The organism is Massilia sp. Se16.2.3, assembly GCF_014171595.1.
Classification (GTDB): Bacteria; Pseudomonadota; Gammaproteobacteria; order Burkholderiales; family Burkholderiaceae_D; genus Telluria.
The window spans coordinates 2,414,837-2,427,575 of sequence record NZ_CP050451.1; the positions used below are offsets into that span (position 1 = coordinate 2,414,837).

General features: G+C 64.3%; 9 protein-coding genes and 1 pseudogene. 2 read left to right on the top strand and 8 right to left on the bottom strand.

The features are described from left to right. Nucleotides 1-46: 46 nt before the first annotated feature. Both G4G31_RS11080 and G4G31_RS11085 read right to left on the bottom strand, forming a co-directional pair. Nucleotides 47-2,266 (bottom strand): S9 family peptidase, encoded by a 2,220-nt coding sequence (locus G4G31_RS11080; RefSeq protein ID WP_182991460.1) that lies wholly within the window; start codon nt 2,264-2,266, stop codon nt 47-49. 130 nt (nt 2,267-2,396) lie between these two features. Continuing rightward, nucleotides 2,397-3,797, bottom strand: a complete 1,401-nt coding sequence (locus tag G4G31_RS11085) for an MATE family efflux transporter (RefSeq protein WP_182991461.1) — start codon at nt 3,795-3,797, stop codon at nt 2,397-2,399. Nucleotides 3,798-3,997: 200 nt separating this feature from the next. Here G4G31_RS11085 and G4G31_RS11090 point away from each other — a divergent pair. Together G4G31_RS11090 and G4G31_RS11095 are read left to right on the top strand one after the other, a co-directional pair. After that, nucleotides 3,998-4,899: pseudogene (locus tag G4G31_RS11090) on the top strand (DnaJ C-terminal domain-containing protein). 149 nt (nt 4,900-5,048) lie between these two features. Continuing rightward, a complete protein-coding gene (locus tag G4G31_RS11095) occupies nt 5,049-5,639 on the top strand; it encodes a type 1 glutamine amidotransferase domain-containing protein (protein WP_182991462.1) in 591 nt (196 codons plus the stop codon). A gap of 165 nt (nt 5,640-5,804) precedes the next feature. Here G4G31_RS11095 and G4G31_RS11100 read toward each other — a convergent pair whose 3' ends face one another. The 6 genes from G4G31_RS11100 to G4G31_RS11125 form a co-directional block, all read right to left on the bottom strand. Continuing rightward, the gene (locus G4G31_RS11100; RefSeq protein WP_182991463.1) at nt 5,805-6,152 is read right to left on the bottom strand and encodes an MmcQ/YjbR family DNA-binding protein; all 348 of its coding nucleotides are present in this window, start codon (nt 6,150-6,152) and stop codon (nt 5,805-5,807) included. Between the two features lie 94 nt (nt 6,153-6,246). Next, nucleotides 6,247-7,416 carry a nucleotide sugar dehydrogenase gene (locus tag G4G31_RS11105; protein ID WP_182991464.1) on the bottom strand — a complete coding sequence of 390 codons (1,170 nt, stop codon included), beginning with the start codon at nt 7,414-7,416 and terminating at the stop codon, nt 6,247-6,249. Nucleotides 7,417-8,358: 942 nt separating this feature from the next. After that, nucleotides 8,359-9,696, bottom strand: a complete 1,338-nt coding sequence (locus tag G4G31_RS11110; RefSeq protein ID WP_182991465.1) for a hypothetical protein — start codon at nt 9,694-9,696, stop codon at nt 8,359-8,361. An 88-nt stretch (nt 9,697-9,784) separates the two neighbouring features. Continuing rightward, the gene (locus tag G4G31_RS11115) at nt 9,785-10,705 is read right to left on the bottom strand and encodes a hypothetical protein (protein ID WP_182991466.1); all 921 of its coding nucleotides are present in this window, start codon (nt 10,703-10,705) and stop codon (nt 9,785-9,787) included. Next, the gene (locus G4G31_RS11120; protein ID WP_202033735.1) at nt 10,672-11,313 is read right to left on the bottom strand and encodes a bifunctional 2-polyprenyl-6-hydroxyphenol methylase/3-demethylubiquinol 3-O-methyltransferase UbiG; all 642 of its coding nucleotides are present in this window, start codon (nt 11,311-11,313) and stop codon (nt 10,672-10,674) included. Before G4G31_RS11120 ends, G4G31_RS11115 begins: the two co-directional genes overlap by 34 nt. A gap of 18 nt (nt 11,314-11,331) precedes the next feature. After that, nucleotides 11,332-12,321 carry a glycosyltransferase family 2 protein gene (locus G4G31_RS11125; protein WP_182991467.1) on the bottom strand — a complete coding sequence of 330 codons (990 nt, stop codon included), beginning with the start codon at nt 12,319-12,321 and terminating at the stop codon, nt 11,332-11,334. Nucleotides 12,322-12,739 lie beyond the last annotated feature (418 nt).

The window sequence follows — 12,739 nt, forward strand, 5'->3', positions numbered from 1 at the left end:
GTCCGGAAGGCAAACAGCGCTTCCAGAGTCGCCTGTCGATGCCAGGTCAGCGCGGTGTCGTGCCGCCCAGGTTTTTCTTGAAGAAGTTTTCGATCAGCCCATACACGTGGCGCTGGCTGGTGCGTCCCGAGATGCCGTGCTTGGCGCCCGGATAGGTCATCAGCTCGAACTGCACGTTGCGTTTCACCAGTTCGTCGATCAGGCGCGTGCTGTTGGTGAACAGCACATTGTCGTCGGCCATGCCATGCACCAGCAGCAGCGGCGACTTCAAGCCATCGAGGTGGGCGAACACGCCGCTACGGGCGTAGGCGTCCGGGTCCGACTTCGGCGTGGCGCCGACGAACTGCTCGGTGTAGTGGGTGTCGTACAGCGACCAGTCGGTCACCGGCGCCACCGACACGCCCATCGCGATCTTGTCGGATGCGGCAGCGAGCAGGCGCAGGGTCATGAAGCCGCCATAGCTCCAGCCGAACACGCCGACGCGCTTCGGATCGACAAAGCTCTGCTGCGCCAGCCAGTCGACGCCGGTCAGCTGGTCCTCGACTTCATATTTGCCCAGGTTGTTATAGATGACATCGGTAAAGGCGCGTTCGCGGCGGCTCGAACCGCGGTTGTCCAGCGTGAACACCACGAAGCCCTGCTGCGCCATGTACTGGTTGAAGTAATTGCCCCAGGTCCGGGTCACGCGCTGCGAATGCGGGCCGCCATAGGTGAAGAGGAAGACCGGATACTTCTTCGTCGCATCGAAACCGGCCGGCTTGATCATCGAGTAATGCAGCGTCTGGCCATCGTGCGCCTTGATGGTGCCGAATTCGGTGGGCAGGTGGTCGGGCAGGTACTTCGCGTACGGGTGGCTTGCGTTCAGCTCGTTATGCTCGAGCCATTGCACCATGGCGCCATCGGCGCGGCGGATGGAAATCTGCGGCGGGGTGTCCGGATTCGAGTAGGTGTCGACGAAAATCTTGCCGTTGCTTGCGAATGCCGACCCGTGCCAGCCGTCGCCCTGGGTGACGCGCGCAGGCTTGCTGGCCGTGCTGCCATCGAGCGCCAGCGCATAGGTCTGCTTGTCGATGACGGCGTCGCGGTTCGAGGCGACGTACACCTTGCCGGCGTTCTCGTCCACGGCGAGCACGCCGTCGATGCCCCATTCGCCGCGCGAGATCGGGTGCAGCAGCTTGCCGTTCAGGTCGTACAGATAGAGATGGTTGCGGCCGCTACGTTCGGAGGCCCAGATAAAGGCATTGCGTTTCTTCAGGAAGCGCAGGTCGTCGTGAATGCTGACCCAGGTCTTCGAGGTCTCGGTGAGCAGCGGACGCTGCGCCAGCGTGGCGGCATCCACGCCGACCAGGTCCAGGCGCTTCTGGTCGCGCGTCTGGCGCTGGTAGGCCAGGGTCTTCGCATCCGCGCTCCAGTCGGCGCGCACCAGGTAGATGTCCTTTTCGGGGCCCAGGTCCACCTTGCGCGACACGCCGGTTTCCGGCGACACGATGAAGAGGTCGACCAGCACGTTCGGGTCGCCCGCGGCAGGGTAGTGCTGGTCGATCACTTCGGTACGGTCGGCGAAGATTTCGAAGCGGCGTGCCACCGGCACCGGCGCTTCGTCGTAGCGTTTATAGGCGATTGCGGAATCGTCCGGCGCCCAGTAGTAGCCGGTGGTCTGGTCCATTTCTTCCTGGGCCACGAACTCCGCTTCGGCGTTGTGCACGGTGCCCTTGCCATCGTTCGTGAGCTGGCGCTCGGCACCGCTCTTCAGGTCGACCACGACCAGGTTCTGGTCACGCACGAACGAAACGTAGCGGCCGCGCGGCGAAATCTTCGCGTCCAGCACATTGCCGGAAGCAACCTTGCGTGCCGCGTCCGGTGTCGCCACGTCCACCAGGTACAGGTCGCCGGCGATCGGCACCAGCAGCTGCTTGCCGCTCGGTGCCCAGCTATAAGTAATGATGCCCGACAGCCCGGCCGTACGCGCGCGTTCGCGGCGTGCCTTTTCCTCGAGCGACAGGTTCTCGTTGGGAACGAGCTTCCTGGAGTCGACCAGCAGGCGCGTGGTCTTGTCCTTCATGTTGTATTCCCACAGGTCCTGCTGGAACTGGTTGTCCTGCCGGCCGCGCAGGAAAGTCACGCGTTCGCCGTCGGGCGACACCTTGACGTTTTTGACGCCGGGGCCGGCAAGCGAGGGTTCGCCATGGATGCGGTCGAGGGTCAGGCGTTCCGCGGAAGCGGGCGCAGCCGCGAGCACGGCCAGGAGGCAGAGGAGAAGGCGCATTGATTGTCTCGTAGGAAGTTAGCTATATGCAACGGACGAGACGATACCAGAGTCGCCCTCTAAAAGCAGTACATACCGCGCAGTACACACCGGTGATGAATGCACCGGCGACGCAGCCCCGGGGAGCGGGTCAGCCGGCCGCGCGTATCTTCTGGCGCGACAGGCGGTCGAACGACCAGGTCAGCAGCACGGCGGCAATCGTCAGGCCCAGCACGAGGCCGATCCAGAAACCGGTCGATTCCATCGGCGCGGCAGGAGAACCGGCGAACCAGCCAGGCGCGATGCCGAGGATATAGCCGAGCGGCAGCGAGAAGCCCCAGAAGGCGACCAGCTGGATGATCATCGGCGGGCGCGTGACCTGGTAGCCGCGGATCGCCGAGGCGGTGGCCACCTGGGTGGCGTCCGACAGCTGGAACAGGGCGGCGAACAACAGCAGGTGCACGCACGCTTCCTGCACCGCCGGATCCGACGTGTAGGCGCGTGCGATCTCCCAGCGGAACAGGGCGATGCAGGCCGCCGACAGCACGCCGAACGCGACCGACATGGCGACACCCACCCAGGCGACGAAGCGCGCCCGTACCGGATTGCCTTCGCCCATCGCCTGGCCGACGCGCGTGAGCAGGCCAATGCCGAAGCTGAGCGGCACCATGAACACGAGCGAGGCGAAGTTCAGCGCGATCTGGTGCGCCGACACCTGCACCACGCCGAAACGCGCCACCAGCAGGCTGATCAGGCCGAAGGCGCTGACCTCGGCAAAATAGGTGATGCCGATCGGGATGCCCAGGCGCAGCATCTCGCGGATTTCCTGCCAGTCCGGCCCTTCCCAGCCCGTGAACGGATAGGTCATGCGGTAGGCCGGCGAGAACCTGATCCAGGCCAGCATGGCAAACAGCATGCCGTACATGCCCACGGCGGTGGACACCGCGCAGCCGACCGCCCCCATGCGCGGGAAGCCCCAGTTGCCGTAGACCAGCAGCCAGTTGCTGGCCACGTTGAAGAGCAGGCCGAGGATGGCGATGATCATGATCGGCTTGGTCTGGTTGATGCTGGTCGTGTAGCCGTAGAGTGCGCGGTAGCAGGCAAAGGCCGGCATGCCGACGCTGATCACGTGCAGGAAGAGGGAAGCGCGGTCGGCCACGGCCTGCTCCAGGCCGATGTGGTCGAACAGCAGGGTGCACAGATTCGCCGCCAGCAGGGCGACCAGGCCGATGAAGAGTCCCTTCCACAAGGACTGGCGCACCGAATGCGGAATCTTGTCGTAGCGGGCGCCGCCGATCTCGTGCGCGACCACGGTATTGATCGACATCATCGTGCCCATGACGGTGACCAGCACGATCGACCATACCGAGGTGCCCAGCGACACCGCCGCCAGTTCGGCCGCGCTGACGTGGCCCGTCATCGCCACGTCGGCCACGCCCATGCCGACGGTGGCCAGCTGGCCGACCAGCATCGGCCAGGACAGTTTCCAGAGCGTGGCGATCTCCGCGCGGACGGGAGAGGAAGGCGGGCTGAGCGTGGCGGTGGAAGTCATGGGGTGCACGGCGGTCGAAAGCCCGATTTTACTGTCTAACTGATAAGGCCGTGGCGGAGAGCGGCTTGCGTGCGCTGCTCGCCCCGGCGCAGAGGCAAAACATTGTTTTCGGACGCACTGTCCCCATTTATGGAGGGACCGCAGCGTGGCCCGGAAGGGCGCCGCGCTGCACCGACTTCTCACCATTCCGGGAGTGCACTGTGGAATACAAGGACTATTACCAGACCCTTGGCGTCGACAGGGGCGCGTCCGCGGACGACATCAAGAAGGCGTACCGCAAGCTGGTGCGCAAGTACCACCCCGATGTCAGCAAGCATGAGGACGCGGACAGGAAAACCAAGGAACTCAACGAGGCTTACGGGGTACTGGGCGACCCCGACAAGCGTGCTGCCTACGACATGCTGGGCACGGACGGGCATGCCGGCGGCGACTTCCGCCCGCCGCCAGGCTGGGAAGGCTTCGACTTCGGCGGCGTGGGTGCCGACGATTTCTTTGCCGACCTGTTTGCCCAGGCCGGACGGCCGCGCCGCGGCCATGGCTTCGAGATGCGCGGCGACGACATCCACGCGACGATCACGATCGACCTGCAGGACGCCTACCGCGGCGCCACGCGCACGGTGAGCCTCCAGGTGCCGCGCCGCATGGGGCCGGGACGCGCCGCCGTGCAGGAAAAAAGCTCACCGTGACGATTCCGAAAGGCGTGACGCCGGGCCAGCAGCTGCGCTTGGCTGGGCAGGGCCACGAGGGACATGGCGGCGCCGCGCCGGGCGACCTCTACCTCGAGATCCGGTTCGCGCCCGACCCGCGCTACCGCATCGACGGCGTCCACGTGCACCAGGCGGTGCCGGTCACGCCCCGGGAGGCGGCGCTGGGCGGCAGCGTGTCCGTGCCGACGCCAGGCGGCACGGTCGAGGTCACGGTGCCGGCGGGCTCGCAAAGCGGACGCAAGCTTCGCCTGAAGGGCCGCGGCCTGCCGGGCAAGGTGCCGGGCGACCTCTACCCGGTGCTGGACGTGGTGCTGCCGCCCGCCAATAACGACAAGGCGCGTGCGCTCTACCAGGCCATGGCGCGCGACCTGGCGTTCAACCCGCGGGCGGCGTAGCGCCTGCCATGCGCACGGCCGGGAAGCGTGCAGGCTGTTTCGCGTCTGCCGGTGCGGGCACGGCTTGCCTGAAGCGCGCGCCGTGCGCGCCGCTGTCCTCCTAGAATCGGTGCCAGATGATTCACATTTACCAATTTCGAGGAGGTCACATGGAACAGAGCGGTAATGGAGCGCTGCACGGCAAGAAGGTAGCGGTGCTGATGACGGACGGCGTCGAGCAGGTCGAGTACACGGGGCCGCGCAATTTCCTCGAGCAGCATGGTGCCCAGGTGATCCTGATCTCGCCGAAAGCCGTCGGCGAAGCGGTGCAGGGCATGCACCACGACGACAAGGGCGACACCTTCCCGGTCGAAATGCACATCAACGACGCGCGGCCCGGCGACTTCGACGCGCTGCTGCTGCCGGGCGGCGAACAGAACCCCCTGGCCTTGCGCAAGAGCCCGGAATCGATCGCCTTCATCCGCGATTTCTACGCCGAGGACAAGCCGATCGCCGCCATCTGCCACGCCCCGTGGACGCTGATCGACGCCGGCATTGCCGAGTCGAAGAACCTGACGAGCTGGCCCGAGATCCAGGACGACATGAAGCGCGCTGGCGCGGAATGGGTCGACCAGGAAGTCGTCATCGACGAAAAGCTGATCACCAGCCGCAAGCCGGACGATATCCCGGCGTTCAACGATGCGCTGCTCAAGGCGCTGAAGGTGGATCCGCAGGCGGCGGACATTGGCCCGTCGTCGTAGGGAGGGCAGTGATGATGGCATGAGTCATCATCACTGGCACGCGGGATCGGCGCCGCTTCCATTCTCCCGCATGGCGGGGTTCGTAGGATGGGCGCCCCGGGCCCATGCGGATCCCGGAAACGGCAACCGCCGCCTGTCCTCGTGCGCATGAGGGGCCGAGCGGGCTCAGCCCCCGCCAATCTCCCGCTGCAGCTTCTTCGTCAGCTTCCCGAACACCAGCTCATACGACCTGCGCAGCAGGGCCGCCGCTTCCTCGTCGCCCAGCGCATCCCTGTCTTCCACATACACCCATTTCGCCCGCGCCAGGTAGGGCGCCGGAATGATGCCCGGCCGGTCGGTCAGTTCCAGGAAGCGATCGTCGTCGACCTTGAAGCTGATGCCCGTCGCTTCGCCCAGGTTGGTCACTGCGAACATCTTGCCGCCGACTGAAAAGACGAGGTCGTTGTCCCATTTCGTGTCTTCCGTGACGCCGGGAAAAGTACGGCAGAGGGATTTGGCGGCTTCGAAGTCCATGTGTGTGTCCTGAAAATGAGCAATGGCGGAAGTTTAACTCGGCATGCACGCAGACGGAGCGCCTGCGCCGGCAGGCCCGGCGCGCGCCGCGGCGTCAAAGGTCGCTACCGAACAGATCGCGCGTATAGACCTTGTCGACGACATCGTCGAGCACGCCGGTCATGCGGTTGCAGAGAATGACGTCGGCCTCGCGCTTGAACCTGTCGAGATCGGAGACGACGCGGCAGCCGTGGAACTCGGCCGCGGACAGCATGGGCTCATGGATGATCACGTCGATCCCCTTGTTCCGGATGCGCGACATGATGCCCTGGATGCTGGAGGCGCGGAAATTGTCCGAGCCTGCCTTCATGATGAGGCGGTAGACGCCGACGACGCCGGGCTTGCGGCGCAGGATGCTGTCGACAATGAATTCCTGGCGCGTCGTGTTGGCGTCGACGATGGCGCGAATCAGGTTTTGCGGCACGTCTTCGTAGTTGGCCAGCAGCTGCTTCGTGTCTTTCGGCAGGCAATAGCCGCCATAGCCGAAGCTGGGATTGTTGTAATGGGTGCCGATGCGGCTGTCGAGACCGACCCCCTCGATGATCTGGCGGCTGTCCAGCCCATGGGTGGCGGCGTAGGTGTCGAGCTCGTTGAAGTAGGACACGCGCATGGCCAGGTAGGTGTTGGCAAAGAGCTTGATCGCCTCCGCTTCGGTGCTGCCTGTCAATAATATCGGTACGTCCTTCTTGAGCGCCCCCTCGCGCAGCAGGTGTGCGAAGGTTTCAGCGCGCGCCGAGCGTTCGCCGACCACGATGCGCGACGGATGCAGGTTGTCGTACAGGGCCGTGCCTTCCCTCAGGAACTCGGGGGAGAAGATCAGGTTGTCCGTTTCCAGCAGCACCCGGGTCTTGGCGGTATAGCCTACCGGGACCGTCGACTTGATCACCATGGTTGCGCGCGGATTGATGGCCTTGACGTCGCGAATCACCGCTTCGATGGAGCGCGTGTCGAAAGTACCGGTCTCGGCGTCGTAATCGGTGGGGGTGGCGATGATGACGTAGTCCGCACCTTCGTAGGCTTCGCGCTTGTCGAGGGTGGCCTTGAAGTCCAGCTTCTCGTGCTGCAGGTACCAGCTGAGTTCCTTGTCTTCAAAGGGCGCTTCCTTGCGGTTGAGCGCTTCCACCTTCTCGGGAACGATGTCGAGCGCAACCACCTGATGCTGTTGAGACAGCAACACGCCATTCGACAATCCGACATATCCCGTGCCTGCTATCGCGATTTTCATGCGTTTCTGTACTCCATTACGCGAATATTCCTCTTCTGGGTCGTGCTTCATTGGCTGGTGAGATCGATGCGCTGGAGCGCGATGCCAAGGACGCGCGGGTCCGGGATGCCCTGCAATGCCTGCGGCGACATCGCATCCGGTATGGAGATCGACACTTCCTGGAGCAGGGCATCCCCCGCGGGCACAGGAAGCTTGACCTGCATCGATTCACCCGAGCTGGCCACCAGCTTCCGGCTCCATGGTCGGCCGCGGTCCCCGGTGGCGACCACGACGGCCACCGGACGTGCCGGGCTGGCACCAAAGACGGCGAAATGCAGCGTCGCTTCGCACCCCTTCGCCGTACATGCTGTCGGACGCGGCAGCTGCAAGGTCGCGGCCGCCTGCGACCAGACATGCTGCGCCTCCAGGCCGTGCCAACCGCTCTTGAGCACGAGCGGAGCGTTCCTGAACGCCGACCCCAGGACAAGCGGATAGGGAATGGCGTCGTAGATCGCGCGCAGCAAGGCCGTGCGCGCTGCGCTGCCCTGGAACTGCGGACGCAATCGGATTGTGGCGTAGTACTCGGTGTCCTCGACCTCGAGGTAAGGCAGGGCGCGCAAGGCGTGAACGAGGGGCAGCAGTTGCGCACGCCGCTCCCCCGGACAGCTAAAGCCCGGGACGGTGCGAAAAGGCGACTTCTGGGTCTCATGCGCGATGGTCCGGTCGGGACAGGGCCACAGATGGGGCGACCACAGCATGTGGACATACGGAAGAACGATCACGTCCGTCGTGCCGTCGACCAGGATGTTCTGGAGGACAGGGGCCGCGCCCGCATCGAGGTCGCCGTTGAGGCCTTGCATGGCCGCCGGCCAGCCCGGCAGGGCTGCGGCCAGGTTCTTGTCGCCGCCGATATTGAAAGTACGGAAGTTGGCGCGCGGTGCCAGGTAGTTCGCCATGAAGTCGTTATTCCATGGGAGGAACATGACCGTTTCGGCCGGCCGGATGTGCCGACGCAGGCTGGCCACGAGATCCTGGTCGATCTGCTTGAACATGGTCCGGTTGTCCACGCCCTGGCGCCACTGCGCGCGCAGGTCGGGCAGGTTGAACAGGATGATCAGGAGCAGCGCGGCCAGCCACGGGCGCGTGTCCTGCCCGCCCCTGCCGCCGATCCGGACCATGACGAGGAGCCATAGCGCGAAGATGCCGAGGGCCGACCAGCGGTAGGAAGCGCGCATGACATTGAAGCCTGGCAGCGTCTCGGAGATCCAGGGCATTGCCGGTCGGGACGAGCCCGATTGGTGGCGGTGCCGTCAGCGCCCGGCCGGACGGGGCGGCGTGCCCCGCCACCGGTTTGGTGGCGTTGATTTTCAATGCGGGCCCGAGCGCCATGTAGAAGCCGAAGGCCGCGACCAGCACGGCGGCCGTCGCGAATCCCTTCTGGCGACCACGCCACCACGCGGCCAGGGCGACGAGCAGGAGCGGGAGCGCGAACGTGGTGCGCCAGACCGAGTCGTCGCCGAAATAGCGCGCGTCGCTGCGCTCCACGCTCCAGCCGAGCAGGTCCGGCAGCCACAGCAGGCCTCTCGTGGGAATGGCGGCAAACGACAGGTCCAGCCCCCAGGCCCGGAAGAAATCGAGCTGCTGGGCTTCGAAATGCGACTTGCCGATATACGCGGAAAAGAGCAGGTAGGCCAAGCCGAAGCTGGCGACGTGGACTGGAACGGCGAAGCACGCCAGCGTGCGCCTGGCCTCGGGGCGCACAAGGAACGCATACAGCAGGAACATGCTGGCACCGCAGGCGAACATCATGAAGGTGTAGCCATCCATGAACACGGAGAGCACGGCAGCGGCGCAATACAGCGCCGCATCCGCCGCGCCGATGCGCCGCGACCCCGGCGCGAGCATGAACAGCCTGATGGCCGCCATGAAATAGAACGGCAACAAGGCGATCCCCAGGGACAACATGCTGTACCCGGCATGCGCCCACACGATCGGCATGCTCATCCATGCAACCGCTCCGGGCAGCGCAAGCGGCCGTCCTGCGCCGAACAGGCGCGCGACGCGATAGGCGGAAAACATGGCCAGGCCCAGCCAGGCTGCAACCATGCCGGCGTAGGCGTCGGCGGGATGCAGGCCGAGCCGGATCAGCAGGCCCGCGGGCCAGGCGCCGGCAAGCCCGAAGGCGATGGCGGCAGGCCGGGGAATCCCGAACGCATGCGTGTGAATGTCGAACAGGGACCCGTTCGCGAACGATTGCGAGAAACCCGTGGTCCATACGGCCTGGCCCAGCGTCGGCGTCATCAGGAAAGGCACCGCTCCGTGCAGCAAGAGTACGACAGCCACCGCGATGGCGACAAGGAGCAGCTCCTTCGGTGTTGCGGATGTTTTTTCAGACATGTTCGCTTCCGGATGCTGTCTGTGTAGGAAAAAAGACGGTCGCTGCCGCAAAAAACAATACGTCGCCGACCACCGTGACCATGCGTCCAAGGAGAACGGCAAGCAGCAGCTGTTCCTCCGAGACGAGTCCGTGCAACAGGAACAGCAGGAGCATTTCGCGCACGCCGACGCCGGCCGGTGCCCCCGGCGTGACCAGGCCAACCAGCCAGGCAAAGACATAGGCGCTGCCCACCGGCAGCCAGTAGCCCGTCTTCAGTCCCGCGCCACCAGCAACGGCCCCGAGCAAGCTCACGAACACCGCGGCGGAAACGAGCAGGAACAGGGTTTGCCACAGCAATGCCAGGCGCGCCTGGGGCCCACCGAGCCGGCCCACCGGGACGGCGAGCAGGGCAGCCGCGAGCAGGGCGAGCGCGACACCGGCGGCCACCGGGAAACCGGGCAGGATCAGCGGCAGCACCAGCGGGCCGGACAGCGCCCCGGCAATGGCGATGGAGCCCAGCTCCCACCCGATGGACTTGGCCAGCGGCACCGGTGCAATGCCGGCCGCCATGCCCAGTGCCTGCCGTCCAGCCAGGTGGAAGATATTTCCTGGCACATACTTCGCCAGCTGCGACAAGCCGTAGATGCGGATGGCCCCAGTGCGGCTTGCCACGGCCTCTAAGTGGCGTAGCAAGTGCCACCACGCCAAGGCAAGCAGAATATTGGCTGCGCCATACACGAAGGCGAGCAGGGCCATCACGCACCAGCCGCCCGGGGTGATGGCGGAAAAGGCCAGATCGCGCCAGTAGGCATCCAGGCGCAGGCCGACAAACGCGATGCCCACGAGGGCCAGTGCGCCGCCGAACCAGTGCAGGCCCCGGCGCAGGGCGGGCGACATCGTCAGTTGCGCGGACGGCAAAGCAGCATCGTCCACGGCAGTGGACTTCTCGTTTCAACAATGTCGAAGTAGCTCGACACCAGGCTGATGAAGCCCTTGCGCGACCAGTGCTGGAGGTGGCCTGGCGTGTTACCCCAGTCTCTGATGTACTTGCCGCGCGCCAGGTTGAGGGCACACCACAGCGGCTCGCGCGGCACGCTGAGGATCAGGTGCCGCACCGTGACGCTTTGCAGGGCCCTGAGGCCGGCTTCCGGATCCTCGAGATGCTCGAGCACTTCACAGCACACCACCAGGTCGGCAGCGTCGCGCGCGGCCTCGAGATCATAGATGCTGCGCGCTTCGAACAGGCCCGGCTGCAGGGCGCGCTGCCCGGCGTTTTCGCGTGCGATGTCGATCACGGCCGTCGAGAAGTCACATCCCCTAGCCGGGATTCCCCCCTCGTTCCAGCGCAGGACCCAATAGCCTTCGCCACAGCCGACTTCGTGGATCGAGCGGGGGGCTGCGCGGGTGACGAGCTCGGACAGGGCCGTATCGAACCCGTTCATCATCCATTTGACGATCGGGTTCTTCGAGCCGTATTTGTCGTACGTGTTGCCGATGACGATGCCATCTTCCGTCGCTCCGCCTGCAATCTTGATATTCATGAGTCGCTTCCGTCTTGTCTACTGGACACTGCGCTCGGCCGCATGCTCATCCGCCACGGGTTTGACAGCGGCGGCCGGCGCGATATTCGCGGTCTTGAAGCGGATATCCTCGAGCAGCTTGCGGTTCGCTGCCAACAGGTCGGCCACGAAGGCCACGAGCAAGGTCTGGAAACCCATGCCCAGCAGGACCGAAGCCAGGATCAGGGATTGGACGTGGCCACCGCCGTCGCCCTGCACGTAATGCCACAGGAAGCGCAAGCCGATCAGGAAGCCGAAACTGAAGAGAACGGCGCCAATCGTTCCAAAAAAGCTGAAAGGCCGGTAAATGACGAAAATGCGTGCAATCGTGAAAATGCTGCGCTTGATATACGAGGGAATGCTTTTGACCAGGCGCGAGGGGCGCAGGTCGCCGTTGACGCGGATTGGGACGGAAGTAATGGCAATGTTTTTCTGGCCCGCCTGGATAATCGTTTCCAGCGTGTAGGTATAGTCGCTGAAAACCATCAGGCGCTGGGCCGCGGGACGGCTGATCGCGCGAAAGCCGCTCGGCGCGTCGGGAATGGCCGTTTTGCTCGCCATGCGGACCACCCAGCTGCCGAGCTTCTGCAACAGTTTTTTTACGGGAGAGAAATGCTCGATGGTAGCAATAGGCCGTGCGCCAACGACGATCTCTGCTTCGTTGCGCAGTATCGGTGCCGTTAATGCGGGAATATCGTCCGCATTATATTGATTATCTGCATCTGTATTGACAATGACATCGGCACCCAGGCGCAGGCATGCTTCCAGGCCGGTCATGAAGGCCGTGGCTAGCCCCTTGTTGCCGGCGTGGCGGACGACGTGATGCACGCCATGCTGCTTGGCGACCTCGACCGTATTGTCCAGGCTGCCGTCGTCGATTATCAGCCATTCGACGCTGCTGAAACCAGGAACCGCGGTCGGCAGGGCTGCCAGGGTGACCGCAAGTGTCTGCGCTTCATTGAAGCACGGTATTTGTATGATTAATTTCATTTCTTTTATCCGTCGAAGTGGGCGCATTTTAAAGGTCGGGGCGGATTCGTGTCATCCTTTTCGTCGGCGTCTTATTTGATGTATTTACTGGAGCGGGGAGGGCGTTTCTGGTTTATGTGGGTGCTGGATGATGTTGCGTCTTGATTTTGTATGTACGGCGTTGAGGGCTGGGTAATCGAAACAATTCGTGAGAATTGATGGGGGGCGGGGGCAAGCTTTGGGGAGATTTGCCTGGCTAGGAAGGGGATGGGCTTGAAGTGTTGCGGAGTGCGGGAAGTTGCAGCCTGATTTCCGATTTATTGAACGGGGTGGAGACAGTTGTGCCAGGAGGGCAATGTTCTGCTCGCAGGTTGACTGGCGGGAGCTCGAAAGGCCAGGGCTCCGGCTGTTCGGGCGGGAGCGGAGGGGAAGCCATCGC